The organism is Mesorhizobium sp. BR1-1-15, assembly GCF_020165475.1.
GTDB lineage: Bacteria > Pseudomonadota > Alphaproteobacteria > Rhizobiales > Rhizobiaceae > Mesorhizobium.
Window position 1 is genome coordinate 148342 of record NZ_JAIUIF010000012.1, and the last position, 25395, is coordinate 173736.

Consider the following 25395-nt stretch of genomic DNA (forward strand, 5'->3'; position numbering starts at 1 on the left):
GCCCCTCACCTTACCCTCTCTTCGTGAAACGGGGAGAGGGGGTGTCGACGCTGGAGCTTATCCCTTCTCCCCGTTCTTCACGGGGAGAAGGTGCCGGCAGGCGGATGAGGGGCAGCGGCGAAGTTGAGAATTGCTCCGGAGCGATTACCCGGCCACCTTTTTCTCTTCTCTCGCAATAGCAGTGACCTGATGTCCTTTCGCGAACGCCTCCAGGCCTGGCGCTACAATCTCGTGCCCGACCATCTGGTCGGCGAGATACTGACCAAGCGCTGGACCGACAATGCCATTCCCTTCCTGGCACTGGTGGCAACACTCGGCGTGTTCGGTTCGATCATTCCGGGCTTCTTCAAACTGACCTCGCTGCAGGAATCGACCCGCCAGCTCGGTGAATTCTCGATGGTCGTCACCGGCATGACGGTGGTGATGCTTGGCGGCGGCATCGACCTGTCGGTCGGCTCGATCTTTGCGCTGTCCTGCTTTTCGGCCGTCTATGTCTTCTTCATCCTCGAACAGTCGATCTGGCTGGCGCTGGCCGCTTCGCTTGCCGCCGGCCTCGTCTTCGGCGCCGTCAACGGCTATCTCGTCGGATACCTCAGGCTGCGCGCCTTCCTCACCACGCTGGTGACCTTCATTTTCGGGCGGGCGCTGTTCGACATCCTGGTCACCACCTATGCCGCCGATGTGCAGCTGTCCCAAGCCACCTCCGATGTGCTCGACTTCATCGGCGACGGCACCTTCTGGGGCCTGTCGGTCTCGGTGTGGTTGGCCATTATCCTCGCCATCGTCACTCATATCGCGCTGACGCGCTCGCGGCCCGGCTGGCATGTGCTGGCGGTTGGCGGCTCCCGGCGCTCTGCCCACAATGCCGGCATCCGTGTGCGCCGCACCGTGTTCATGACTTATGTCTTCTCAGGCTTCTGCGCCTCGATCGGCGGCTTCCTCATAGCTTGCCGGCTGAGCGGAGCAGGGCCGGGCACCGGCCTCAACCTCGAGATCATGGCGCTGACCGCGGCGGTGGTCGGCGGTGTCAGCCTCGGAGGCGGGCGCGGCTCGGTGATCAAGGGGCTGATGGGCGCCATCATCGTTTTGACCATGACCAACGGCCTGATCAGGCTGGGCTACGGCACCGGCACCAACCAGATGGTGCTGGGCATCATGCTGGCAGTGGCGGTGACGATCGACATCCGCTGGCTGAAGAACCGCCACAAGGTGCTGAACGAGGTCTATGTCGCGCCGGTCTATCTCAGGATGGGCGAGACGCAGTCGGCGGCGCCCGGCTCCGGCACATCCTACGAACTCGACAATCGGCTGTCGGGCGCCGACCATATCGGGCTCGGCGAACTGGAAGGACCGGAAGATGTCATTCTCGACCGTGACGACCACCTCTATTGCGGCACGCGCCATGGCGAGATCGTCCGCTTCTTCGCGCCGGACTATGTGAAGTCGGAAGTGTTCGCTCATATCGGCGGCTTTCCGCTCGGCCTTGCCTTCGACAAATCAGGCAATCTGATCAGTTGTGTCGGCGCCATGGGGCTCTATTCCGTCTCGCCCGATCGTGAGGTCAAACGCCTGTCGGCCGAAACGTCGCGCTCCTGGACATCGGTCGTCGACGACGCACGGCTGCGCGATCCCAACGACTGCGACATAGCACCGGACGGCCGCATCTATTTCACCGACTCGACCAAGCGCTATGACGCGCATGACTGGGCGCTGGATTCGATCGAGAACCGCGCCACCGGCCGTCTTCTGGTCTATGACCCGAAGGACGGATCGACCAGGACGCTGCTCGACGGCTACCGCTACACCAACGGCGTGTGCATGGCGCATGACGGCAAGTCGCTGTTCTTCGCCGAGAGCTGGGCCTGCCGCGTGCATCGCTACTGGCTGGAAGGGCCGAAGGCCGGCACCGCCGAATGCGTCATCCGGGACATGCCGGGCTATCCTGATAACATCAACCGGGCGTCGGACGGCAATTACTGGATGGCGTGGCTCGGCATGCGCACGCCGAGCTTCGACCTGTCGCTGCGCCATCCCGACATGCGCAAGCGCATGACGCGCCGGCTGCCGCAGGACGAGTGGCTGTTCCCCAACATCAATACCGGGGGCGTGGTGAAATTTACGGAGGAGGGCAACATCGTCGAAGCGATGGGCGACCTCTCGGGCGGCGCGCATCCGATGGTCACCTCGATGCGCGAGCACAAGGGATATCTCTTCGTCGGCGGCATCCTCAACAACCGCATCGGCCGCTACAAGATTGCTGGCGCCGACCCGAATTGGACCAGCCCGGCTTCCTATTGGGGAGCAAAGCGATGATCCTCGATCCCATCCTGGATTTATTTCGCGGCAAGGCGGTGACGATCCCGCCGCTGGATGGCGCTTTCCGACCCAACACGCAGCTTGACGATGCGCCGGCGTTTGCCGAACTGACCGAGCCGGACAATCTGCTGATCTCTGGCGACAAGCTGCTCGCTTCCAGCGGCAACGCCGTCTATTCGATTGCCGCCGGTACCGCGCCCAAGTTGGTCGAGACCTTTGCGTCCACCGTTACCGCGCTGGCGTTCTCGCCATCGGGTGAGCTGACGGTCGGATTGGAAAGCGGCAAGCTCCTGGTCGGCGGTAGGGATGTTTCGCTACCGGCTGGTGTCAGCTGCATCACCGCGCTCGCCTATCCCGGTGACGGCGCTCTGTGGCTGGCCAATGGTTCGGCCGAATTCGCACCATCACAATGGGCGGCCGACCTGATGAAGAAAGGCGCGTCCGGATCGCTTTGGAAGCAGGATGCGGCAGGCGGGACCTTCCGCAAGGTGGCCGGCGCCATCGCCTTTCCCTATGGGCTCCATCCCATCGGCAGGGATGTGCTGGTGAGCGAGAGCTGGCGCCATCAGCTCATCCGCTTCGAGGCGGCAAGCGGCAGCCGCTCGACGGTGTTGACCCATCTGCCCGGCTATCCCGCGCGGCTGTCGCCGGCAGCCGATGGCGGCGCCTGGCTGACCCTGTTTGCGCCGCGCAACCGGCTGATCGAATTCGTGCTGCAGGAGACGCATTACCGTCAGGACATGATCGAGCAGGTGCCGCCGGCCTATTGGATCGCACCGGCTCTGGCCTCAAGCCGCAGCTTCCTCGAACCGCTGCAATGCGGCGGCATCCGCACGATGGGCATCCACAAGCCCTGGTCGCCGAGCCGCTCCTACGGTCTGGTGGTCAGGCTCGACCAGAAGATGCAGCCTCGGTTCAGCCTGCACAGCCGCGCCAACGGCATACGTCACGGCATTTGCAGCGTGGTTGAAAAAGATGGCGAACTGTTCGTCGCCTCGAAGGGCGGCGACTGCGTGTTGGCTGTCGATGCCGGGGGGTTTTGATGGAACCAATCGTGCGCCTGGAGAATGTCACCAAAAATTATCGCGGCGTGCCCGCGGTCAAGAATGTCAGCTTCGAATTGCGCAAGGGCGAGATCCACGCGCTGCTCGGCGAAAACGGCGCCGGCAAGTCGACGCTGACCAAGATCATCGCCGGAGTGGTCGACGCCAGTTCGGGCAAGATGTTCCACAAGGGACGCGAGATCGCTTACGCCTCGCCGCATGCGGCGCTCGAGGCGGGCATCGCAATGGTGTTCCAGGAGACCAGCCTGGTGCCGTCGATGACGGTGGCGCAGAATCTTTATCTCGGCACCGAGAAATTCCTCAACCGGCTGCGCGGCACCTACATTTCCGCGCAGCAGTTCCTGCAGTCGCTGAATTTTCCGGTCGACCCGAACGCCATGGTGGCGACGCTTGGCGCGGCCAAGCGCCAGATGGTCGAGATCGCGCGCGCCGTGCACCACAATGCCGAGATCATCATCTTCGACGAGCCGACCGCGACGTTGACGCCGGAGGAAAAGCGGCACTTCTTCGCGCTGATCCGGCGGCTCAAGGCGCGCGGCGTCTCCATCGTCTTCATCAGCCATGCGCTGGAAGAGGCGCTGCTGATTGCCGACCGTATCACCATCCTGCGCGACGGCGAGTTGGCCATCACCGACGACACGTCGGCCTTCGATCGCGACCGGATCGTTGCCGCCATGGTCGGGCGCACGCTGTCCGGGCAGATCTATCGCCAGCGAGACGAGGCCAGGCTGCGCAAGGCGGGCAAGAAAGTTCTGTCGGTGCAGGACATCTCAATGAGCAATGTCGTGCGCAACAATTCGTTCTCGATCTTCGAAGGCCAGATCACCGGCGTCTTCGGGCTGATCGGCTCCGGCCGTACCGAGACGTTCAAAATCGTGTCCGGCATCTACAAACGCGATTTCCTGCGCGGCGGGGCGATCGAGCTGGACGACAGGCCGGTGCGCTATCTCGTGCCGAGCGAAGCGGTAGCCGACGGCATCGTCTACGTCACGGAGGATCGCAAGAGCGAAGGCATTTTCGAGACGATGGGCATTGCCGAGAACCTGTTCGGCGGGCTGCTGGCAGCCGGCCGCGAAACGGCCTGGGTGATCAACCAGCAGGAAATGCGCGCGCTTTCCGCCGAATGGACCAAGACGCTGAATATCAAGGCGATCAACGACAATGCGCGCGTGGTCGAGCTTTCCGGCGGCAACCAGCAGAAGGTGGTTATCGGCAAGGGGCTGGTGCAGAAGCCGCGCGTCGTCATCTTCGACGAGCCGACGCGCGGCGTCGATGTCGGCGCCATCGCCGAGATCCACCAGATCATCAACCGGCTGGCAGACGAGGGTCTGGCCGTCGTGGTCATCTCGTCCTACCTGCCGGAGATCATGAACCTGTCCGACCGGATCCTGGTCTGCCGCCAGGGCCGCATCGTCGAAGAGTTTTCGCCGGCGGAGGCGACGGAGGAAAAGATTATGTATGCGGCGGTGCATTAGAGGGTGTGTCGGTATTCAGGTGAGGCCGGCCTGCAAACGCCGGCTTCCTGCGCTCCCGGTGCTCACGTACTTCAAGTACGCTCCGCTCCGGTTCTCGGAACCCGTCGTTTTCGACTCGGCCTGACTTGAATCTCGACATACCCTCGCGGTGCTGTTTGCGTCGCAAAAGGCGAATAGGCGAATGAAGTGAATGGATTGGCGGCGGCTGTTCAGCGTCCGATTCAAACGTCCGGCATCGAAAAAACGAAAGGAAACGCCATGGCCACCACTAGACTCCTGAGCGATGCCGAGGTGGAGAAAATCCCGGCGGTGAAGGCGGTGTTCAACGACATCAGGGCAACGCGGAAATCGGATTTCGTCAATAATTTCTGGCGCGGGCTGGCCAATGATCCTGCGGCCCTCAAGCGTGTCTGGGAACAGCTCAAGGCGGTGATGGTTGCCGACAGCGCCATCGATCCGCTGACCAAGGAAATGATCTACATCGCGGTGTCGACCGCCAATGGCTGCTCCTATTGCGTCCATTCGCACACCGCCGCCGCTCGTGCGAAAGGCATGACCGACGCACAGCATGGCGAGTTGGTGTCGATCATCGGGTTGGCGGGACAGACCAACCATCTGGTGACGGCAATGCAGATCCCGGTCGATCCACAGTTCGAGGTGAAGTGAGGAAAGACGCGCTACACCGGCCTGTAAACCTTCTCCGCCGCGTTCCAGAAAATGTCGGCTTCCGCCGCCGTGCCATGCTTCTCCACCGCATCGCGGTGCGCCTTGATCAGTTCGGCGTGGCCGGTCCAGAGCTTCTCGATCGGGAAGTTCGAGCCGAACATCAGATGGTCGCTGCCAAGAATATCGATCGCATTGTCGATGATGTAGGCGATCAGCGCCGGATCGTTGCGGTGAACGAAGGTGCCGAGGCCAGACAGCTTGGCGTAGAGATTGGGCGCCGCCGACAGTGTGCGCAGGCCGGCCTTCCAGGCTTCGGTGGTTTCCGGTTCCATGCCGGTCAGCATGCCGGCGTGGGTCAGGATGAAATTCGTCTCCGGGTTTTCGCCGACCAGCGTCAGCCCGTCCTTCATCTGGGCGGGGAAGAGCTGCAGGTCGAAGGACAGGCCGTAATCCTTCAGCCGCGCGACGTTGGCGCGGACCTTGGGGTCGATCACCTGGTCGGCCGAGGCGGCGAAGCGGAAGGCCGGGGTCTCGTGCCAGTGCAGTTGCATGCGCACGCCGCGCAGCAGCCTGTATTTCATCAACCGGTCGATCTGCGGCCTGACATCGTCCACCGTCATGTCGGCATAGCCGACGATGGCGTGCGGCCAGCCGGTCTCGTCAGCGGTCTTCTGCAGGAAGGCGACCTCCTTCTCGAAATCCTCCTTGGCCCAATTGGTCTGGACATAAACGGCTTTTTCGACGCCCGAACCTTTTTGGTCGGCCAAAAATTCATCGATCGGATAGTCGCGGCGGATCGGTTCGTAAGGGCCGAAGATGCGCGGCACCATCGGGCCGACCAGCCATGGTTGGTCCTTCTGGCGCCAGATGTGGAAATGCGCGTCGATGGCTTTCTGCATCACGATACCTTTTTCCAGATGGTCGCGGCCGCCGGGGCGGGGCGTGCGAGCGACAGGATGAAATCGGTGAGGCCGGCCAGCGACGAGCCGTCGACCAGATCGTCGAGGTCGGGCAGGATGGCGCGCAGCGCCGCTGTCGCCGGCTGGAAGCGCGGATCGCCGGCCAGCGGAGTCGCCAGCGACAGCCGGAAGGCGCGGGCGCTAAGCCTGCGCATGGCAATCTCCAGTTCGGCATGGTCGCCGCGCTCCAGCGCGTCGGAGAGAATGACGACCGCGGCGCCGCGCGTGAACGACGAAAAGCGCGGCACCGAGAGGAATGCCAGCAGGGTCGGTCCCATGCGGGTGCCGCCATCCCAATCGTCGACCTGGGCCGCCGCGCGCGCCAGCGCCTGATCGCGGTCGCGGATGCGCAATGCCGAGGTGATGCGGGTGAGCCGCGTGCCGAAGGTAAAGATCTCGGCGCGGTCCGCGCCCTGCACGGCGGCATGCGCCAGCTTGAGATAGTCGGCGGTGTGCAGCTTCATCGAGCCGGAGACATCGATCAAGAGCAGCAGTTTGCGCGGCACGGTCTGGCGGCGGCGCAGCAGCGGCGAGGGGACATCGCCATCTGCGCCGACGATTTCCCTGAGCGAGCGGCGCAGGTCGAGCTTGCCGCGCGAATGGGTACGCACGGTGCGGAAGGAACGTCGGGCGGGCAGGGCCGATGACAGCTTTCGGCGAAACGCGGTCAGACTGTCGTCGTCGCGCTGGAAGTCGCGCGAGCTCAACTGCTCCAGGGCGGAAGACAACTCGCCGCCTTCCTGTTTCTGCTCGGCCTCGATCCGTTCGTCGTCGGCACCGCCATCATCCTTGATGCGCGTTTCCTCGTCTGCATCGCCTTCGATCACAGCTGACGCGTTGCCATAGAAATGGCTCTGGAAATGCGCTTCGAATTCGTCGCGGCGGTCAGGCGGCGGCGCTAGTGTGGCCAGGGCCGCCTCACGGATGTCCGCCATCGAGCGCGGCCCCAGCAGGGTCACGGCCTGCATGAAACGGGAGACTTGTTCCGGGGCAATAGCGAAGCCGTAGCGGCGCAGCAGGCGAGCGAAGCTGAGCAAGGGCGTTGCGGCGCGGGGGAGATGTCCGGCAGGACAGAGGGGGGCGCTGTCCCGCCCGCGTTGCTGAATGACGTCGCGGCTCACGCCAGCACCTCGTCGACGATCCGGCCGAGCTCGGGCGCGATGTAGGACAGATCCTCCTCGTCCTTGATCAGCACGCCGATGGCGCGGCGGAAGGCTTCCGGCCATGGACTGCCGCCTTTTTCGAGAATGGTCGCGGCATTGGCCCATTCGACCGCCTCGGCGATGCCGGGCGGTTTGGCGAGTGGACGCGCGCGGATGGTCTGCACGGCTGTGGCCACGGCGCGTGCCGTTGCCTCTGCGACATCGCCGGCGCGCAGCATGATGATGGCCGCCTCACGCTCGGCATCGGGATAGCCAATCCAGTGATAGACGCAACGCCGCCGGAGCGCTTCGGCGAGTTCGCGGGTGCGGTTGGAGGTCAGGATGACGATCGGCTGTGTGGTGGCGCGGATGGTGCCGCGCTCGGGAATGCTGATCTGGAAGTCGGAAAGAAACTCCAACAGCAGCGCCTCGAATTCGTGGTCGGAACGGTCGATCTCGTCGACCAGCAGGATGCGCTGCTCCGGCGCCTTCAGGACCTGCAGCAGCGGGCGGGCGATCAGAAAGCGGTCGTCGTAGATATCGACTTCTTGCTCGCCGGCATGGCGGATGGCGAGCAGCTGGCGCTGGTAGTTCCACTCATAGAGTGCATGCGCGGCGTCTATGCCTTCATAGCATTGCAACCGCACCAGATCGCGGCCGAGCAGTTCGGCCATTGCCTTGGCCGCTTCCGTCTTGCCGACGCCCGGAGCGCCTTCGAGCAGCAGCGGCTTGCCCAGCCGGATCGCCAGGAAGATGGCCGTCGCCAGGCTTTCATCAGCCAGATAATGCGAGGCAGCGAGGCGCTCGGCGACCGCTTCTGGCGAAGTCGCGACCGTTTCGGCGTTTACCTCGGGCATGTCGGTTCTCAGGTCGTCGCTTGCGCCTTGAGCGCACGCAAAATGCGTTCCGGCGTGATCGGTAGCGTGTCGATGCGCACGCCGACAGCGTCGAAAACGGCATTGGCGACCGCCGGAATCTGTGGATTGGCGCACATTTCGCCGGGCCCCTTGGCGCCGTAAGGACCATCTGCCGAGGGCCGCTCCAGCACGATAATCTCGGTTTCGGCCAGGTCGCCGGGACCTGGCATCAGATACTGGTTGAAGTCGGTGCCGCCGTGGTCACGGTTAGGATAATAGGGCTCGGTCGTTTCGTAGAGCGCATGGCTGATGCCCATCCAGGAGCCGCCGACCAGCTGCTGCTCGACCATCTTGGGATTCAGCGCACGGCCGATCTCGAAGACGTTCTTCACCGTCAGCACCGTCACCTCGCCGGTCTCGTCATCGACCTCGACCTCGGCCACCGTGCAGGCATGCGCGTAACAGGTCGACGGCTTCATCGCGCCGGTCTCCTTCTCCGGATAGGAGCGCGGGATGAGGAACATGCCGCGTCCCGAGATCGAGCGGCCGCGCTTGAAATGCGCCGACAGAGCGACGTCGAAGATCGAGATCGATTTCTGCGGCGCGCCCTTCACCAATATGTTGCCCTGACCGTCGGTCTCGAGGTCGGAGGCGTTGACCTCCAACTCCTCCGCGGCCACTTCCAGCATCACCTGGCGGGCTTCCCTCGCCGCCTGGATGACGGCGTTGCCGGCGCGGTGCGTGCCGCGCGAGGCGAAAGTGCCCATGCAGTGCGGGCCGGTGTCGGTATCGGCGGTGTCGACGACGACGCGGTCGGTCGGCACGCCAATTGTCTCGGCGCAGATCTGCGCCATGATCTGCTTCATGCCCTGGCCGAGATCGACCGATGATAGGGTCACCATGAAATTGCCGGTTGGGGTCGAATGCACCAGCGCCTGGGTGGGATCGCCGCCAAGGTTCATGCCCGTGGGATAATTGATCGCGGCAACGCCGCGTCCGCGCCTGATCGCCATCTCAAGCTCCCTTCGCGTAGGAGGACATCGCCATGTACTTCTCGGCCACGGGCCAGTTGGCGGCGCGCGAAGCCTCCTGCATGCACTCTATGAGGGCCGCCCCTTCGGTCGGCTGGCGATGCGCCTTCATATCGCCGTCGCGATAGGCGTTGATGAAGCGGAATTCGAGCGGATCCATGCCGATCAGCCGCGCCAGCTTGTCCATCTGCACCTCCAGCGCGAAGTCACCGATGGTGACGCCAAAGCCGCGCATGGCGGAGGAGGGGGTGCGGTTGGTGTAGACGCAGTACGTGTCGATCCAGACATTGGGGATGGTGTAGGGGCCGGGATAGTGCCCCGCGCCCTTCTGGGCGCCATAGGGCGAATGGCGGGAGTAGGCGCCGGCGTCGGTGTAGCCGGTGACTTTGCGCGCGACGATGCGGCCGTCCTTCATCACGCCGTCCTTGATGACGACCTTTTCGGCCGCGCGAGGTGACGAAATCTGCATCTCCTCCTCGCGGCTGTAGGTAAAACAGACCGGTCGCCCTGTTAGCTTGGCGCCGAGGATCGCGATCGGTTCGACGATGACATCGACCTTGCCGCCAAAGCCGCCGCCGACCGTGCCGCCGACGAAATGCAGCTTGCTGCCCGGCATCTGCAAAATGATCGACGTGTTGTCGAGGGTGAAGAACATCGCCTGCGTGTTGGTATAGCAGGTGAAGCGGTCATTGCCCTCCGGTGCCACGATACAGCCGGTGGTCTCGGTCGGCGCATGCTCTATCGGCGAGGACTGGTAGCTTTGTTCGAGGACGTAGTCGGCCTCGGCAAACCCCGCCTCGACATCGCCGAAGCGCACCTTGCGGCACTCGCCGCTGTCATAGAGATAGTAGTTCTGGCCGTGATACTCGTTGACGAGGGGCGCGCCGGGCTTCAGCGCTTCCTCCATGTCGAAGACGGCCGGCAGCACCTCGTAGTCGACCTTGACCTTGGCCGCGGCTTCCTGGGCGGCGCGCTCCGTCTCGGCCAGCACCGCCACCACGGCCTCGCCCTTCCAGCGCACCTTGCCGTCGGCCAGAACCGCCTCGTCCTCCGGCCCGATCTGGATCAGGATCAGGATGGTGTAGACATTGTGCGGGACGTCCCTGGCGGTGAGAATTTTCACCACGCCCGGATGTTTTTCCGCTTCGGACGTATCGATCGATCGGATGCGGGCATGATGGTGCGGGCTGCGCACCATCTTCAGATGCAGCATGCCGGGAAAGTTGCGGTCGGCGAAATAGGCGGTTTTGCCGGTGACATGGCCGGGCGAATCCGAGCGGGGCCTCGGCTGGCCGATCTCGTTGAGGTCATCCTTGCGGACGTCCGAAAAATAGCTTTTGCGCAGTTCCATCTTGCTTCCCTCAGGCCGCGTTCTGCGAGTTGGCGCGAGCGGCGGTGAGCACCGCCTGGATGATAGGCTCGTAGCCTGTACAGCGGCATATGTTGCCCGACAGCGCTTCGACGACATCGTCGCGGCTGGGATCGGGCGTGTGGTCGAGCAACACCTTGGCCGCCATGAGCATGCCCGGCGTGCAGAAGCCGCATTGGGTGGCGAAGGCGTCGAGAAAGGCGCGCTGCAGCGGATGCAGGACGCCGCCTTCGGCAAGACCCGATGTGGTGGTGATGGCAGCGCCGTTGCAGGTTTCGGCGAGCGTCAGACAGGACAGCCGGAGCTCACCGTCGACGATCACCGAGCAGGCGCCACAGGTGCCTTGATGGCAGCCGCCCTTCGGCGAAGTGTCGCCGATCTTGTCGCGCAAGGCGTTGAGCAGCGTGGTGCCGCTTTCGACGAATTCGGCCTTCTCAGAACCGTTGAGCGTGAACTGGACGGGAACCTTTGCCATTCTTCCTCCTTGCGCGCCTGCCCCGCAGGGCAAGCGCGCGCCCCGAATGTGACTAGCTGAGCAGCAGCCGACCGAGATGAACCGGCAGCACTTGCGCGCGATACCAGGCGCTGGCGATCGGGTCGGTGATTGGTGCGGTGCCGTCGCCCGCGGCGGCCAGTGCCGAAGCGATGCCGTCCGCGTCCAGTGTCCTGCCGAGCAGCGCTTTTTCGGCTGTCTTGGCTCGCATCGGCCGGTCGGCCATACAACCGAGCGCGATGCGCGCCGAGGATATCGTGCCGTCGCCGGCTTGTTCCAGGATAGCGGCGATACTGAGCACCGAGACGCCCTTGGGCTTTACCCGCGAGACCTTCACGAATCGAAAGCTTCCCTGTGCCGGCCGCGTGAAGCTGACCGAGGTGACGATCGCGCGGCTCCCGCCCCGCTTGGCCAGAAACGCTTCCATCGGCATTTCGCCGTCATTGGTGCTCACCATGGCGTCCAGCGCCAGCAGGGCGACTGCGAAATCGCCATAGGGGCTTGGCGCAAACAGATTGCCGCCGACGGTCGCCATGTTGCGGATCGCCGGACCGCCAACCGCACGCGCGGCCTTGGCAAGCTGGCCGAGCTCGGGATGGCGGGCGATCGCCGCCATGGTCACCGAAGCGCCGATGCGGATCGTGCCGCCGGAGACCGTGATGACCGACAAGGCCGGGTCGGTCGACCTGACAAGGCCGGAGACCGAAACGTCGCCCTCATTGGCGGCGCGCAAGACGAGCGTGCCACCGCCGAGATAGCGCGTGCCGGCGGCTTTCAGCGCCGCGCTGGCGTCTTTCACCGTTGCAAAACTCTGCAATGCCAGCGCCACGGCCCGCTCCTCAACCCTGGCCGGCGAAATGGCTCTTCAGGGCGTTGAAGCCGCCCTGGAAGACATTGGCGCCCATGCCCTCGGCCAGCTTGTCGGCTTCTTCGGGTGCTGCGTCGAAGCTGGCGGTCCATTCGGCATAGGTGCGGTCGCCGTCGGTGACGCGCCGCAATTGCAGCGTAGCCCTGTGGTTGGTGAGCGGCTGCGGCGTTTCCAGGATCGAATAGCTGACGAGGAAATTCTCATCGGAGAAATCGAGCAGCTTTTCGCGCAGCCGCGCGCCGCTGGCCAGCTGGAAGTTGCGCACGCAGCCGATCGTGATGGCGTCCTTGCCGTCCTCGATATGGCTTTCGACCATGCGCGGATGCCAATTCGGCAGTCCGTTGAAGTCGCGGATGCGCGCCCAGACCTTTTCGACCGGCGCGTCGATGACGGTGGAGATGGTGACATCAGCCATATGCTCTTTCCCTTGCAAACATTCTGCTTAGGACGGTAGGCCGACCGTGGTCGCGGTGCTTATCAATGCGTCTTGGGCACGTATCAATCAGTCTGAAAATAGCCGCTTTCCGGCCCGTCAGGACACTGCTCGCGCCGCTTCGCGATAGAGCGTCGGCGGCACGCCGACATGGTCGCGGAAGAAACGCGAGAAATTGCCCTGGGTGGTGAAGCCGAGATTGCAGGCGACCGATATCAGCGGCTCATGCGACCACTGGAGCTGGCGCACCGCTTCCTCCATGCGCAGCGTGTTCCAGTAGACGTTGGGCGTCAAACTGGTCTGTTCCTTGAACAGGGCGAAGAAATGCGGCCGCGACAGGCCGACGCTGCGCGCCACGTCATCGAACGAGATACGCTCGCAGACATTGGCTTTCATCAGCTGGATCGCCTTGCGGACGCGGAAATCCTGCATGGTGTTCACGCGGCCGCGCGGCTCCTGCGGAGCTGAAGCGTCGGCGGCATCCAGCACCGAGTCGATGAAGCGCTCGATCTCGTAACTGGCGACATCGTCGATGCTCTCATTGTCGGTCAGATGATCGAGCAGGCCGGCAGCAGCCTGGTGCAGCCAGGGTTCGAGCGTGATTGCCGCCTGCGCGAAAAGCGGCGCGGACGAGGGCAGGTCACGGCGCCGCCGTGCCCAGTCCGGGTCGATGTAAAAGGCGAGGAACAGGCCTGGGGTGCCGTCCTGCGACAGCACATGGCTATGCGGCTGCAGCGAGTTGATGCCGGCAGCCGTGCCAGGTCCAAGCAGGACCGTCTCACGGCCGATGGTCATCTCGCCGGCGGTGCCTTCCAGCCAGATGATGAGATGTGCCTCGACATGGGCATGGGTGACGAAGTCGCTCGCGACATTCAGGACAGAAACATGTCCGAACCGGCCCCAGTAGAGCCTGATCGCTTCCGTCATGGGTATATCCTCCCGCAGGCGACTGGCCTCCCTTCGCCTGCTTGGGGATTGTGCGGCCGGTTTTCCGTATCCGTCAAGGCATAGCCGCACGCCCGGTATTCGCGGCAGGCCGCTTCAGCCGATTTTCAGACTGAGCGATAGGACCGAAATGAACGCCGCTTCGGCGAAGACAGGCTTTTAGTCGCTTCGCCTGAAGTTGCGGATGCGGTCGAACAGCACCGCCAGCAGGATGGCGCCGCCGATGAAGGTGCCCTGCCAGAAGGCGTTAATGCCGAGCAGGCCGAGGCTGTTGCGGATCACCTCGATGAGGGCGGCACCCACGATCGCGCCAAAGGCGGTGCCGACGCCGCCGGCGAGATTGGCGCCGCCGATGACGGTGGCGGCGATGACCTGCAGCTCCATGCCGTTGCCGAGATTGGTGGTGACGGCGCCCAGCCAGCCGGTCTGGATGATGCCGGCTATTCCCGCCGACAGCGCCGAAATCATGTAGACGGCGACCTTGATCTGGCGCACCGGAACGCCGGTCAGCGTCGCCGCATGCTCGTTGCCGCCAATGGCGAAGATATGCCGGCCGAACTTGGTCCAGCGCAGGATGAAGCCGGTGATCAGCGCCAAAAGGATCATGTAGAGCACCGGATTGGCGATCCCGAACAGCCAGGCGCCGCCGCCCAGCGCCAGCAGCTTGTCGTGATCGGGCCCGAACTGGAAGACGACGGTGTTGTTGGAGGCGACCATGGCGAGGCTGCGGGCGATCGACAGCATGCCGAGCGTGACCACGAAGGGCGGGAAGCCGAGATAGGCGATCAGAATGCCGTTGAAGCCGCCGATGACGAGTGCCGTGGCGATCGAGGCCAGGATGCCGACTTCGATCGAAAACCCGGCATGCATGGTAACGGCCAGCACCATCGAGCACAGGCACAGCACCGAACCGACCGAGAGGTCGATGCCGCCGGTGATGATGACGAAGGTCATTCCCAGCGCGACAATGGCGACGAAGGTGACGTTGCGGGTGATGTTGAAGAGGTTCTTCGGGGTGGCGAAGGCATCCGTCGCAAAGGATAGGAAGATACAGGCGAGGATGACGGCGATCACCACCCAGAACGTCTGGCTGGAGAACAGCCGCGACAGAAAACTGTGCTGTTTCTGCGCGATCGTCTGATCAAGGGTGACTGCCATTATCGACCTTTCCTGCCGGCAGCGAAACGCGCCAGCGCAATGAAATCCGGTTTTGCCGCTCTCACACCACCTGCTCGATGGCGCCGGTGATCAGCCCTGTCACTTCCTCGGGCGAACTCGAGGCGATCGCCTTGTCGGCGACTTTCCTGCCGCGCCGCATGACGATGACGCGGTCGGCGACGTCGAAAACGTCGGGCATGCGGTGGCTGATCAGCACCACGGCGATGCCCTGGTCGCGCAAATGGCGAATCAGGTTGAGGACCTCCGCCACCTGGCGGACCGAAATCGCCGCTGTCGGCTCGTCCATCAGCACGATCTTGGCCTGTGACAGCATGGTGCGGGCGATCGCCACCGCCTGGCGCTGACCGCCGGACATCTGCTTGACGAGGTCGCGCGGGCGCGTCTCGGATTTGAGCTCGGCGAATATCTGGCCGGCGCGCTTGTACATGGCGGCATAGTCGAGGATACGGAAGGGCCCGACGCCGCGGCGCAGTTCGCGGCCGAGATAGACATTGGCCGCCGCCGTCAAATTATTGCACAGCGCCAGATCCTGGTGGACGATCTCGATGCCGTGCTGGCGGGCCTCGACCGGCTTGTGCAGGATCAGATCCTTGCCGTCCATCTGCATGGTGCCGTGGCTCGGGCGGAAATTGCCGGCGATCATCTTGACCAGCGTCGACTTGCCGGCGCCGTTGTCACCCATCAGGCCGACGACCTGGCCGGGCTCGATCGACAGCGACACGTCGTTCACCGCCTGGATGGCGCCGAAATGCTTCGAGATGTTGGTGAGTTCGAGAACCGCCACCAGCCTTTTGCCTCCCATGTCTGGCCGTCTGTCCCGGAAGGGGCGACGGCTTCGGTTCGCTACCCCAGCTCCTCCCGGAAGCAGCGACGCGGTCATTTACGCAAATGCCTGCATGGGCGTCAATTGTCTGACGAATAAGATTTGGGCAATTGTCGGACGAATGAGATCCCGCCTTTCGGGAAAAATCCGTTTTGTAGGACAAATAGCAATTGACGTTGGCGGCAAGCCGTTATTAGTTGAGCGTCGGAGGAAGATATGCCGGCTTTGACGACGTTGTTTGGCGGCGCAACCGGTAGAGGATTATCGACCGTGCCGGCATCGTTGCCGGGCTGGTCGCATCTGAAAATACTTATCGGCCTGGCCTGACGGCACGAGCGCTTGCTTCTGTCATCTCGCATTCGGCCGATCTGTGTGGCGGGCACGCCGTGTCCGTCTGTTTCCAAGGGAGGACTGACATGAGGAAAACAGTTTTGCTCGCCGCCGTCGCCGCCATGGCGTTGGGCGCCGGGCCGGCTTTGGCCAAGAAGCAGCTCGTCATCGTGGTGAAAGGTCTCGACAATCCGTTCTTCGAGGCGATCCACCAGGGCTGCGAGAAATGGAACAAGGAAAACGCCAGCTCGGAATATGAGTGCTTCTACACCGGTCCGGCGTCGACTTCCGACGAGGCCGGCGAGGCGCAGATCGTGCAGGATATGCTGAGCAAGCCGGACACGGTGGCGATGGCGATTTCGCCGTCCAACGCGCCGCTGATCGCGCAAACGATCAAAAGCGCCAACCCGTCGATCCCGATCATGACCGTCGATGCCGATCTTGCCAAGGAAGACGCAGCACTTCGCAAGACTTATCTCGGCACCGACAACTATCTGATGGGCAAGAAGATCGGCGAATACATAAAGAAGGCCAAGCCGAAGGGCGGCACGATCTGCACCATCGAGGGCAATCCGGCGGCCGACAACATCCTTCGCCGCGCGCAAGGCATGCGTGACGCGCTGTCGGGCAAGGAAGGACTTGCAGCCCTTGCCGGCGAAGGCGGCTGGACGGAAGTGGCGGGCTGTCCGGTGTTCACCAACGACGACGGCGCCAAGGGCGTCCAGGCGATGACCGACATCCTTGCCGCCAACCCCAAGCTCGATGCGTTCGGCATCATGGGCGGCTGGCCGCTGTTCGGCGCGCCGCAGCCCTATCGCGATCTGGTTGGACCGCTGAAGGACAAGCTGGCCAGCAACGACTTCGTCATCGGCGCCGCCGACACGATCGGCGACGAGGTGGCGATCGCGCGGGATGGCCTTGTCACCGCGCTGGTCGGCCAGCGGCCGTTCGAGATGGGCTACAAGGCGCCGTCCGTGATGATCGACCTGGTCGAAGGCAAGAAGGTCGACGATCCGGTGTTCACCGGCCTCGACGAATGTACCAAGGATACGGTCGACACCTGCATCCAGAAGTAGGCGTCTCGATCGGGGCGCCCGTCAACGGGCGCCCCGCCACCTCTGCTGACGAACAGGGACACGCATTTCAGGGGCAGCGGCTCCGGCTTTGGCGCGCCCGTGGTTCGAATTTTCGGCAATGGCATCGGCGCACCCGACAGTTCCTGACCGGAACAGGTACGGCCGACGCATTGGAACGTGGATGCCGGACGAAAAGTCAAACAAGCGAGCCATTCGGACCAAGGCACAGGCCGGCCGCCGTCCGGCCGCCATGCGCCGGCCCGATGCGGCGCACTTTCCCGGTGCCAGCGTGCACGCCTCGCTGGCCAGCGAGATCGGGCTCAGGATCGTGCGCGGCGACTATCCGCCAGGCACCATCCTGCCCAACGAAGCCCAATGGTCGCGAACGTTCAACGTCAGCCGCTCGGCGGTGCGCGAGGCGATCAAGATGCTGATGGCCAAAAGCCTGCTCGCTTCGCGCCCCAAGATCGGCAGTTGGGTCGAACCGAAGGAGCGCTGGAACCTACTCGACCGCGACGTGCTCGCCTGGTACGCGACCGCGCCGGACCGTGAGGTGTTCCTGCGGACGGTACAGGAGTTCCGCCACATCATCGAGCCGGAAGCGAGCGCCTTTGCCGCGGTGCGGCGCAGCGACGAGCAGATGGCCGAGATCAGCCAGGCCTGCCGCGAGATGGGCGAGGCGGCAAGCCTTCAGGAGCGCATCCGGGCCGACACGCGCTTTCATCTTGCCATCCTGCGGGCCTCCGGCAACGATCTGCTGGTGCCGCTCGGCGTGCTCATCGAGTCGGCGCTCGACCATCTCTTCGTCTTCACGACTCAGCAGGTCGGCGACCAACGGCGGGCCCAGAGGCTGCACGAGGCGATCGAGAAGAATATTCGTTTGCAGCGCCCCTCAGCGGCGCGCAACGCCGTGCACAAGCTACTCGCCGATACCGATGAAGGGATCGGAAGAGGGCGAGGGTGATCGACGCTCGCGCTTGGTGATCACCTTTCTATGGACAATGCGTAGCCTTCTGCGGCCTTTCGCAGGCTCCCGGCGTTCGAAGCTCGAAAAGCCAAGCTATTGGCTTTTCATCCGGTGCGCGGACCGCTTCTCACCCTTAAATCGTCTGTTTCTTTCCATCTTTCATCGGCATCAGATCGACACCGTTGACCTTGCCGATATGGGTGGCCAGCATCGGCACGTACTGCTCGGCCGGTCCGGTGGCGTGTGCTCCGGCGAAAGCGTTCTTGGTGGCGTTGCCGAGGGGGTTGGCAATGCCGGCAGAACCCGCCATCGATTCGAGGTAGGTCAAGTCCTTGAAGGCGTTGGCAATAGTGAATTTGTGGGCGTCGCGGTCGCCCTCCAACGTCCAGCGCATGAAGGTCTGGTAGAAGCCGCAATCCATGCGGCCGTTGCGGATGACGCTGTCGAAGCGCTGCGGCGAGATGCCGACCTTCTCGGCCAAGGCCAATGCCTCGGAATAGATCGCCGCATAGCCCAGCGAGACGAAATTGTTGAGCAATTTCATGCGGTGGCCGTCGCCGGTGTCGCCGATATGGACGATACGGCCGGCCCAGGTTTCGATCACCGGTTTGACCCTGGCAAAGACGGCGTCGGGTGCGCCGACCATGGCGTCGAGCGTGCCTTCCCAAGCCTCCTTCGGCGTGCGGCTGAGCGGTGCATCGACATAGTTGACGCCGAGCGCCTTGAGTTCGGCGGCCAGCGCAACGGTCGAGACCGGGTCGGAGGTCGAGCAGTCGACGACTACCGAGCCTTTTCTCAATCCTTCCTTGAGACCGCCGGGGCCTCGAATGATGGCTTCGACCTCACGCGAACCGGTGACGCAGATGAAGACGATCGTCGATGCCGCCGCCACGTCGCGGGAGGTCGAGGCTTCGTGGGCGCCGCGATTAGCCATATCCTCCGCCGGCTTGCGATTCTTGCGGCCGAGGAAGGTCAGGTGATAGCCTTTATCGACGATGTTCTTGGCGATGCCATGACCCATCAGGCCAAGGCCGATGAAGCCGATCTTCTCGCTCGCGGCGGTCGTGTTCATGCTGTCTGTCCTGTGTTGCGATTATCGATAATGTCGCCGCTCTTTTAGCCGCAAGCGGTTGCAGAAAGCAATATTGTCTGACAATACACATAATTCCTGAGCTTTCGTGGAGACCAGAATAATGAAGCGGATCATGTTCACCGGCGGCAGCGGCAAGGCTGGGCGCCACGTCGTGCAATATCTGGTGGAGCAGGGCTGCCAGGTGCTCAACATCGACACCAAGCCGCTCGACAATCCCAAGGTGCGCACGCTGATCACCGACATCACCGACAGCGGGCAGGTGTTCAACGCGCTGTCGAGCTATGCGGGCTTGCATGAATTCGACCCGTCGCTGCGCCCCCAGCCCGTCGACGCCGTGGTGCATTTCGCCGCGATCCCGCGCATCATGATCACGCCCGACAACGAAGTGTTCCGCATCAACGCGCTCGGTACCTACAATGTCATCGAGGCGGCGGTGAAGCTCGGCATCCGCAAGGTGATAATCGCCTCCAGCGAGACCACCTACGGGCTGGTCTTCGCCAACGAGCCGCGCACGCCCAAATATTTCCCGCTCGACGAAGAATACGACGTCGATCCGATGGACAGCTATGCCCTTTCCAAGGTGGTCAACGAGAAGACGGCACGGGCCTTTGCGCAGCGCGACGGTGCCGACATCTATGCATTGCGCATCGGCAACGTCATTGAACCGCACGAATACTCCCTGTTTCCGAAATGGTTCGCCGATCCCGGTTTCCGCAAGCGCATCGCCTGGAGCTATGTCGATGCGCGCGACCTCGGCCAGATCACGCTGCGCGCCATCGAGAAGGATGGGCTCGGCTACCAGGTGTTCAACGCTGCCAATGACGACACGTCGTCGGACCTGCCGACCGCGGAACTGCTGAAGCGCTTCTATCCCGGTGTGCCGGTCAAGGGTGAGCTCGGCGAATTCGAGACGCTGCTGTCCAATCGCAAGGCGCGCGACATGTTGGGCTTTCGGCCGGAACACAGCTGGCGCAAATACGTGAGGATCTCTTGAAAACAGGCCCCGCCGGGGGGTTGAGCTGTGCACAGAAGCCGGCGTTGCGGGTGAACCCGCTTGCCGTGCTTGACAGCTTGCTCAATCCGGACTTTCTGGAGCCTATGCGGGACGCGAAGCCGAACAAGGAAAAATCGCCGGCAAAAGCGGCATCGGCCGAGCGTCAGGCCGGCGTTCGCCGCACCGATGCGGCGCGCATTCCGGGTTCCAGCGTGCACACCTCGCTGGCCAGCGAAATCGGGCTCAGGATCGTGCGCGGCGACTATCCGCCCGGCACCATCCTGCCCAACGAAGCCAAATGGTCGGAGACCTTCAGCGTCAGCCGCTCGGCGGTACGCGAGGCGATCAAGATGCTGATGGCCAAAAGCCTGCTCGCCTCGCGCCCGAAGATCGGCAGCTGGGTCGAGCCGAAAGAACGTTGGAATCTGCTCGACCGCGACGTGCTTGCCTGGTACGCGACCTCGCCGGACCGCGAGGTATTTCTGAAGACGGTGCAGGAATTCCGCCACATCATCGAGCCGGAGGCATCCGCTTTTGCCGCCATGCGGCGGACCGACGAGCAGATGGCCGAAATCAGCCAGGCCTGCCGCGAGATGGGCGAGGCACCAAGCCTGCAGGAGCGCACCCGCGCCGACACGCGCTTTCATCTCGCGATCCTGCGGGCGTCTGGCAACGACCTGCTGGTGCCGCTCGGGGTGCTGATCGAATCCGCCTTCGACCATCTCTTCACCTATACGACGCGGGAACTCGACGATTTGCAGCACGCACAGAAGATGCATGAGGCGATCGAGAAGAACATCCGCCTGCAGCGGCCCGACGCGGCGCGTGCCGCGGTGCGCAAGCTGCTCGCCAACACAGACGGCGTGATCAGGTCACGATAAGCCGTTCCAGGAACCCGTCACGCGGCTTGCTGCCTACTCTTCCTTCTCACGTCCGAACGCCGCGCGCAGTTCGTCCTTGGCGTCCTCGAGCACCTTCTTCTGCTTCGCCGGCAGGTTCTTGCCGGCACGGTTGATGTAGAAGTTCAGCATCGACATGGCGGACTGGAACGGTTCGGCCTTGCGCCGGTCGCTGTGTTCGGCCGACCGCTTGAGCGAAGCCGCGATCTTCTTCGGGTCGTGGGATTCGAAGACATGGTCTTCGAGATCCATGGCATTGCTGTGCTCGGTCACCTCAGCCGACCATTTCCGTTTCGCGGTCATGGCAATCTCCTTCGCGTTGAGCCGATTGCAAAACGTCCTTCATCGTCGCACGTTCCGGTGAGCCCGGAACCGGCGAACCCTGGAACCATGGAATTACCCACGTGGCGCTGCTCGGCGCCGCGAATGCGCCGATAGTGGTGGAAGGACCGTCGGCCGCTAGGCCGCATGACCGCGACCATGGTCAATGTCGATGACGGAATGGAAACAGCTTGGCCTCGATCTTCTCCTCACCAGCAGCCGGCAATGCGGTCGTCGACAGCTCGCATGCATGGATACGGCTGGCGGTGTCGATGCTTTTGTCAACAGTCGGCGGCGTCGGCATGTGGGCCGTGGTCGTGGTGCTGCCGGCCGTGCAGGCCGAGTTCGGCGTCGACAGGGCCGACGCCGCTCTGCCCTACACCGCGACCATGGTCGGCTTTGCCGCCGGAAACGTTCTGGTCGGGCGCGCCATCGACCGTGTCGGCTACTGGATCCCGGCGCTTGTTTCCTCGATGGCGCTGGTTGCCGGCTTCCTGCTGGCGGCGCTGTCGACCTCGATCCTGCAGTTCACGCTCGCCCAGGGCTTGCTGATCGGGGTCGGTACATCGGCGATCTTCGGGCCGCTGATCGCTGACATCTCGCATTGGTTCAACCGCCGGCGCGGCGTCGCCGTGGCGGCGGCCGCGGCCGGCAGCTATCTCGCCGGAACGATCTGGCCTACCGTCATGCCACCCCTGATGAAGGCGGAAGGCTGGCGCTTCACCTATGTGGCCATCGGCATCTTCTGCCTGGCGACCATGGTGCCGCTGGTGCTGATGCTGCGGCGCGGCGCCCCGATCGCGGCCGCCGGTTCCGCGGGCAGCCGGCTGGTGCAGCCGATCTCGTTGTCGCCGACGGCACTCCAGGTGCTGCTTGTCATTGCTGGTCTTGGCTGCTGCGTGGCGATGTCGATGCCGCAGGTGCATATCGTGGCCTACTGCATGGATCTCGGCTACGGCGTCGCGCATGGCGCCGACATGCTGTCGATCATGATGGCGGCCGGCGTGGTCAGCCGCGTGGCTTCGGGCTTCGTTGCCGACCGCATCGGCGGGGTGAAGACCCTGCTTATCGGCTCGGTGCTGCAATGCCTGTCACTGTTCTTTTACATTCCCTTCGACGGGCTTGCCTCGCTCTACGTCGTTTCGCTGGTCTTCGGCCTGTCGCAGGGTGGCATCGTGCCCTGCTATGCTATCATCGTGCGGGAATACATGCCCGCCAGGGAGGCCGGCCAACGCGTCGGCATTGTCATCATGGCGACCATTTTCGGCATGGCGATCGGCGGCTGGATGTCGGGCTGGATCTACGACCTGACCGGCTCCTACGCCGCCGCGTTCCTGAACGGCATCGCCTGGAACCTGCTGAACATCTTGGTGATGGTGCTGGTGCTTTGGAAGGCAAGACGCGGCGCAACGGCGATGGCCTGAGGCAGAGCGGAAGCACTCGCCCGCAAGCGCCTCGGCTTGACAACGGGCCGGGGCTGCGCGACGCCAGAGGCGAGTGGTGCGGCACAGGCTGGTGAAATGGCGACAGCAACGTCGATCGTATTGCGGCAGCGCCTTGGCGGCCACGCACCGCATGGAGCCTGTCCTTGATCAAGCCGCGCTCGCGCCGAGGCGGCGGCCGCCCGACCATATCAGACGTCGCGCGCAAGGCGGGCGTAGGCGCCATCACCGTGTCTCGTGCTTTGCGCGAGCCGGAGCGGGTCTCGCAGGACCTGCGCCGCCAGATCCAGGCCGCCGTCGACGAGCTCGGTTACGTGCCGGATCCCAACGCGCGGGCGCTGGCCTCGGCCCGCGCCGAGGTGTTCGGCGTGCTGGTGCCGTCGCTTACCAACAACGTCTTTGCCGAGGTGGTGCGTGGCATCTATGACAGCCTGTCGGATAGCGCCTTCCGCATCCAGCTCGGCAACACCCACTATTCCGGCCTCGAAGAAGAACGGCTGCTGCAGGTGTTCGGGCCGCAAAGGCCGGCGGCGCTGATCGTGGCCGGCATCGACCAGACGCCGGCCTCGCGAAAACTGCTGGAGAATGCAGGCTGCCCGGTGGTCCAGGTCATGGAAACCGGCCCGGACCCGGTCGATATGATGGTCGGCTTCTCGCATCTGGACGGGGGCAGGGCGGCGACTGAGCATCTGCTCGAAGCGGGTTACCGCCGCATCGGATTCATCGGCGCGCGCATGGATCCGCGCTCGCAGCGGCGCTTGGCCGGATACCGCATGGCAGTGGAGAAAGCCGGCCTGTTCGATCCACGACTGATCACCACCACGCCGGTGCCGTCCAGTGTGACGCTGGGACGCGAACTTTTCCGCGACGCGCTGGCCAAGATGCCGACGCTCGACGGCGTATTCTGCAACAATGACGACATCGCGCTAGGCGCGCTGTTCGAGTGTCATCGCGCTTCGATCGGTGTGCCCAAGAGGATCGGCATCGTCGGCTTCAACGATCTCGACATGATGCAGGTGGCGTTTCCCTCCGTCACCAGCATCCGCACGCCCCGCTACGAGATCGGACGGCGGGCAGTGGCCATGGCGCTGGCGGCGATAGGAGGCGAGCCTCCGCAGCAGCGCGTCGTGGATCTCGGTTTCGAACTCATGCGCCGCGAGAGCACGGCGCGCTAAACACGCTTTCGCGATCAAGAGAAAGGGCGCTTTACACACCGTTCATGGTAGCGCTACCGTCGTCGTCGGACAGGAAAGAGAAATGCAACGGTACGGCGCCCGTCTATTATACATAAGCGACAACTAATTCTTGTTTATTATGTATAATATGCTATTTTCCCAGCAACCTGGGAACGACGGGGGAGGAGGCATCGCATAGACCATTGGCCATCGGAAAGGCAGGTACGGCAAGGCAAGAGGAGCCGGAGCCGACCGTGCGAAATTCACATCGCGAAACGACGTCAGAATTACAAAATGGGAGGATTATCGATGATCAAGTCACTGGTAGGTGGCATCGTTGCCGCCAGCGCATTCGTCATGCTCAACTCGGCCGCCATGGCCGCCGGCCCCGAGATCGTGCCGGGCCCGGCCGCCCAAGCCGACTGCTTCGCGCCTTGGAGCGCGGACACGAAATTCTTCAAATATCCCAAAAAGGAAGGCCCATACCGCATCGCCTTCGCCAATGGCTATATCGCCAACACCTGGCGCATCCAGATGGTGCAGACCGCAAAGGCCTATGCCGCCCAGCCGGACGTCAAAGCCAAGATCAAGGAATTCAAGGTCGTCTCGACCGGCGAGGACGTGCCGGCGCAGATCTCGGCGATCAACAACTTCATCGATTCCGGCTATGACGCGATCGTCACCGACGCGCAGAACCCGACTGCTTTCGGCCCGGTCATCAAGCGCGCCAAGCAGGCTGGCATCGTGCTGGTCGCCTTCGACAACATCCTCGACACCAAGGATGCCATCAACGTCAATGTGGACCAGAAGGGCCTCGGCGAATTGTGGGCCAAATGGCTGGTCGCGAAGGTGCCGAATGGCGGCAAGATTCTCGAAGTGCGCGGCGTTGCCGGCACCTCCGTCGATACCGATCGCCACAACGGCATCCACGAGGTGCTCGACGCTTCCGGCAAGAAATGGGACGTCACCGAAGTCGCCGGCAAGTGGGACGACGGCGTGGCACAGAAGGTCACCGCCGACGCGATCGCCACCAACGGGCCATTCGACGGCATCACCGGCCAGGGCGGCGACACCGGCATCGTGCAGGCGATGATCGATGCCAAGCATCCGTTCGTGCCCTTTGGCGGTGAAACCGAAAACGGCTTCCGCAAGTTCTGCGCGGCGCATTCGGCCGACGGGTTGAAGTGCTCTTCCGCGGGCTCGGGCCCGGCCCAGGTCGCCGTCGCCATCAAGACCGCGATTGCAGCGCTCGAAGGCGAAGTGGTGCCGCAAGAGGTGAAGCTGCCGCTGGCGATCGCCGAAGATCCGAACATGAAGGAAGGCACGGATTACTTCCCGAAAGAGTCGGACAATTTCTTCGTCGGCAACTCCTTCCCAACCTGCGGCATCAACTTCAGCGCCCAGGAAATCATGGGTCAGACCAAGGAAAATCAGTAGTTTCCAGTGGATATCGTTTCGGGGCCGCGGCTAAGCCGCGG

The 25395-nt window shown here is 63.4% G+C and carries 24 protein-coding genes; 11 read left to right on the forward strand and 13 right to left on the reverse strand.

Translation table 11 applies throughout. From position 1 onward, the window contains the following. Window positions 1–189: 189 nt before the first annotated feature. From LB541_RS20580 to LB541_RS20595, 4 genes are all read left to right on the forward strand, one after another. A complete protein-coding gene (locus LB541_RS20580; RefSeq protein ID WP_224619460.1) occupies window positions 190–2313 on the forward strand; it encodes an ABC transporter permease in 2124 nt (707 codons plus the stop codon). Beyond that, window positions 2310–3359, forward strand: coding sequence for a hypothetical protein (locus tag LB541_RS20585; RefSeq protein ID WP_140499872.1), 1050 nt, complete (start codon window positions 2310–2312; stop codon window positions 3357–3359). The genes LB541_RS20580 and LB541_RS20585 overlap by 4 nt, the downstream gene beginning before the upstream one ends. Then, entirely contained in the window at window positions 3359–4855 is a 1497-nt protein-coding gene (locus tag LB541_RS20590) for a sugar ABC transporter ATP-binding protein (protein WP_140499871.1), read from the forward strand. The genes LB541_RS20585 and LB541_RS20590 overlap by 1 nt, the downstream gene beginning before the upstream one ends. Window positions 4856–5113: 258 nt before the next feature. Then, complete coding sequence (locus LB541_RS20595; RefSeq protein WP_224619461.1) at window positions 5114–5521, forward strand: carboxymuconolactone decarboxylase family protein; 408 nt, start codon at window positions 5114–5116, stop codon at window positions 5519–5521. A gap of 11 nt (window positions 5522–5532) precedes the next feature. Here LB541_RS20595 and LB541_RS20600 read toward each other — a convergent pair whose 3' ends face one another. The 11 genes from LB541_RS20600 to LB541_RS20645 all read right to left on the reverse strand — a co-directional run bounded on the left by LB541_RS20600 (window position 5533) and on the right by LB541_RS20645 (window position 15581). After that, on the reverse strand, window positions 5533–6420 hold the full coding sequence (locus LB541_RS20600; RefSeq protein WP_181167212.1) for an amidohydrolase family protein: 888 nt from the start codon (window positions 6418–6420) through the stop codon (window positions 5533–5535). Beyond that, on the reverse strand, window positions 6420–7496 hold the full coding sequence (locus LB541_RS20605) for a vWA domain-containing protein (RefSeq protein WP_224619467.1): 1077 nt from the start codon (window positions 7494–7496) through the stop codon (window positions 6420–6422). Before LB541_RS20605 ends, LB541_RS20600 begins: the two co-directional genes overlap by 1 nt. Window positions 7497–7597: 101 nt before the next feature. After that, entirely contained in the window at window positions 7598–8479 is an 882-nt protein-coding gene (locus tag LB541_RS20610; RefSeq protein WP_140666839.1) for an AAA family ATPase, read from the reverse strand. Between the two features lie 8 nt (window positions 8480–8487). Next, window positions 8488–9492, reverse strand: coding sequence for a xanthine dehydrogenase family protein molybdopterin-binding subunit (locus tag LB541_RS28560; protein ID WP_140521560.1), 1005 nt, complete (start codon window positions 9490–9492; stop codon window positions 8488–8490). Between the two features lies 1 nt (window position 9493). Then, window positions 9494–10861, reverse strand: a complete 1368-nt coding sequence (locus tag LB541_RS28565; protein ID WP_140499863.1) for a xanthine dehydrogenase family protein molybdopterin-binding subunit — start codon at window positions 10859–10861, stop codon at window positions 9494–9496. Between the two features lie 10 nt (window positions 10862–10871). Then, a complete protein-coding gene (locus tag LB541_RS20620) occupies window positions 10872–11354 on the reverse strand; it encodes a (2Fe-2S)-binding protein (RefSeq protein ID WP_140499861.1) in 483 nt (160 codons plus the stop codon). 52 nt (window positions 11355–11406) lie between these two features. Continuing rightward, the gene (locus tag LB541_RS20625; RefSeq protein WP_140499860.1) at window positions 11407–12201 is read right to left on the reverse strand and encodes an FAD binding domain-containing protein; all 795 of its coding nucleotides are present in this window, start codon (window positions 12199–12201) and stop codon (window positions 11407–11409) included. A 10-nt stretch (window positions 12202–12211) separates the two neighbouring features. Next, window positions 12212–12655: an SRPBCC family protein gene (locus tag LB541_RS20630; protein ID WP_140499858.1), complete on the reverse strand. Its 444-nt coding sequence runs from the start codon at window positions 12653–12655 to the stop codon at window positions 12212–12214. 117 nt (window positions 12656–12772) lie between these two features. Beyond that, the gene (locus LB541_RS20635) at window positions 12773–13600 is read right to left on the reverse strand and encodes a helix-turn-helix domain-containing protein (protein ID WP_140499857.1); all 828 of its coding nucleotides are present in this window, start codon (window positions 13598–13600) and stop codon (window positions 12773–12775) included. Window positions 13601–13777: 177 nt separating this feature from the next. Further along, window positions 13778–14776: an ABC transporter permease gene (locus tag LB541_RS20640; RefSeq protein ID WP_140499855.1), complete on the reverse strand. Its 999-nt coding sequence runs from the start codon at window positions 14774–14776 to the stop codon at window positions 13778–13780. A gap of 61 nt (window positions 14777–14837) precedes the next feature. Further along, window positions 14838–15581, reverse strand: coding sequence for an ATP-binding cassette domain-containing protein (locus LB541_RS20645; protein WP_140500157.1), 744 nt, complete (start codon window positions 15579–15581; stop codon window positions 14838–14840). Window positions 15582–16036: 455 nt separating this feature from the next. Here LB541_RS20645 and LB541_RS20650 point away from each other — a divergent pair, with 455 nt between their 5' ends. Both LB541_RS20650 and LB541_RS20655 read left to right on the forward strand, forming a co-directional pair. Continuing rightward, complete coding sequence (locus LB541_RS20650) at window positions 16037–17026, forward strand: sugar-binding protein (protein WP_140499854.1); 990 nt, start codon at window positions 16037–16039, stop codon at window positions 17024–17026. A gap of 181 nt (window positions 17027–17207) precedes the next feature. Further along, window positions 17208–17990 carry a FadR/GntR family transcriptional regulator gene (locus LB541_RS20655; protein ID WP_140499852.1) on the forward strand — a complete coding sequence of 261 codons (783 nt, stop codon included), beginning with the start codon at window positions 17208–17210 and terminating at the stop codon, window positions 17988–17990. 136 nt (window positions 17991–18126) lie between these two features. Here the strand turns inward: LB541_RS20655 and LB541_RS20660 are convergent, their stop codons facing one another. Further along, entirely contained in the window at window positions 18127–19065 is a 939-nt protein-coding gene (locus LB541_RS20660) for an NAD(P)-dependent oxidoreductase (RefSeq protein ID WP_140666837.1), read from the reverse strand. A gap of 118 nt (window positions 19066–19183) precedes the next feature. Here LB541_RS20660 and LB541_RS20665 point away from each other — a divergent pair, with 118 nt between their 5' ends. Further along, a complete protein-coding gene (locus LB541_RS20665) occupies window positions 19184–20080 on the forward strand; it encodes an NAD-dependent epimerase/dehydratase family protein (protein ID WP_140500155.1) in 897 nt (298 codons plus the stop codon). A 104-nt stretch (window positions 20081–20184) separates the two neighbouring features. Beyond that, window positions 20185–20961 (forward strand): FadR/GntR family transcriptional regulator, encoded by a 777-nt coding sequence (locus LB541_RS20670; protein WP_140500153.1) that lies wholly within the window; start codon window positions 20185–20187, stop codon window positions 20959–20961. A gap of 33 nt (window positions 20962–20994) precedes the next feature. Here the strand turns inward: LB541_RS20670 and LB541_RS20675 are convergent, their stop codons facing one another. Then, window positions 20995–21282 (reverse strand): DUF3175 domain-containing protein, encoded by a 288-nt coding sequence (locus LB541_RS20675; protein WP_140499848.1) that lies wholly within the window; start codon window positions 21280–21282, stop codon window positions 20995–20997. 209 nt (window positions 21283–21491) lie between these two features. Here LB541_RS20675 and LB541_RS20680 point away from each other — a divergent pair, with 209 nt between their 5' ends. From LB541_RS20680 to LB541_RS20690, 3 genes are all read left to right on the forward strand, one after another. Further along, window positions 21492–22724, forward strand: a complete 1233-nt coding sequence (locus LB541_RS20680; RefSeq protein WP_263488164.1) for an MFS transporter — start codon at window positions 21492–21494, stop codon at window positions 22722–22724. A gap of 164 nt (window positions 22725–22888) precedes the next feature. Beyond that, a complete protein-coding gene (locus LB541_RS20685) occupies window positions 22889–23917 on the forward strand; it encodes a LacI family DNA-binding transcriptional regulator (RefSeq protein WP_140499846.1) in 1029 nt (342 codons plus the stop codon). Between the two features lie 309 nt (window positions 23918–24226). Then, the gene (locus LB541_RS20690; protein WP_140515835.1) at window positions 24227–25354 is read left to right on the forward strand and encodes a sugar ABC transporter substrate-binding protein; all 1128 of its coding nucleotides are present in this window, start codon (window positions 24227–24229) and stop codon (window positions 25352–25354) included. Window positions 25355–25395 lie beyond the last annotated feature (41 nt).

What these genes read in the sequence shown, in the direction of transcription:
- LB541_RS20675 (WP_140499848.1), bottom strand. Translation starts at nt 21,282, where the DNA reads ATGACCGCGAAACGGAAATGGTCGGCTGAGGTGACCGAGCACAGCAAT.
- LB541_RS20585 (WP_140499872.1), top strand. Translation starts at nt 2,310, where the DNA reads ATGATCCTCGATCCCATCCTGGATTTATTTCGCGGCAAGGCGGTGACG.
- LB541_RS20640 (WP_140499855.1), bottom strand. Translation starts at nt 14,776, where the DNA reads ATGGCAGTCACCCTTGATCAGACGATCGCGCAGAAACAGCACAGTTTT.
- LB541_RS20660 (WP_140666837.1), bottom strand. Translation starts at nt 19,065, where the DNA reads ATGAACACGACCGCCGCGAGCGAGAAGATCGGCTTCATCGGCCTTGGC.
- LB541_RS20670 (WP_140500153.1), top strand. Translation starts at nt 20,185, where the DNA reads ATGCGGGACGCGAAGCCGAACAAGGAAAAATCGCCGGCAAAAGCGGCA.
- LB541_RS20580 (WP_224619460.1), top strand. Translation starts at nt 190, where the DNA reads ATGTCCTTTCGCGAACGCCTCCAGGCCTGGCGCTACAATCTCGTGCCC.
- LB541_RS20630 (WP_140499858.1), bottom strand. Translation starts at nt 12,655, where the DNA reads ATGGCTGATGTCACCATCTCCACCGTCATCGACGCGCCGGTCGAAAAG.
- LB541_RS28560 (WP_140521560.1), bottom strand. Translation starts at nt 9,492, where the DNA reads ATGGCGATCAGGCGCGGACGCGGCGTTGCCGCGATCAATTATCCCACG.
- LB541_RS28565 (WP_140499863.1), bottom strand. Translation starts at nt 10,861, where the DNA reads ATGGAACTGCGCAAAAGCTATTTTTCGGACGTCCGCAAGGATGACCTC.
- LB541_RS20650 (WP_140499854.1), top strand. Translation starts at nt 16,037, where the DNA reads ATGAGGAAAACAGTTTTGCTCGCCGCCGTCGCCGCCATGGCGTTGGGC.
- LB541_RS20600 (WP_181167212.1), bottom strand. Translation starts at nt 6,420, where the DNA reads ATGCAGAAAGCCATCGACGCGCATTTCCACATCTGGCGCCAGAAGGAC.
- LB541_RS20595 (WP_224619461.1), top strand. Translation starts at nt 5,114, where the DNA reads ATGGCCACCACTAGACTCCTGAGCGATGCCGAGGTGGAGAAAATCCCG.
- LB541_RS20635 (WP_140499857.1), bottom strand. Translation starts at nt 13,600, where the DNA reads ATGACGGAAGCGATCAGGCTCTACTGGGGCCGGTTCGGACATGTTTCT.
- LB541_RS20590 (WP_140499871.1), top strand. Translation starts at nt 3,359, where the DNA reads ATGGAACCAATCGTGCGCCTGGAGAATGTCACCAAAAATTATCGCGGC.
- LB541_RS20690 (WP_140515835.1), top strand. Translation starts at nt 24,227, where the DNA reads ATGATCAAGTCACTGGTAGGTGGCATCGTTGCCGCCAGCGCATTCGTC.
- LB541_RS20610 (WP_140666839.1), bottom strand. Translation starts at nt 8,479, where the DNA reads ATGCCCGAGGTAAACGCCGAAACGGTCGCGACTTCGCCAGAAGCGGTC.
- LB541_RS20655 (WP_140499852.1), top strand. Translation starts at nt 17,208, where the DNA reads ATGCCGGACGAAAAGTCAAACAAGCGAGCCATTCGGACCAAGGCACAG.
- LB541_RS20620 (WP_140499861.1), bottom strand. Translation starts at nt 11,354, where the DNA reads ATGGCAAAGGTTCCCGTCCAGTTCACGCTCAACGGTTCTGAGAAGGCC.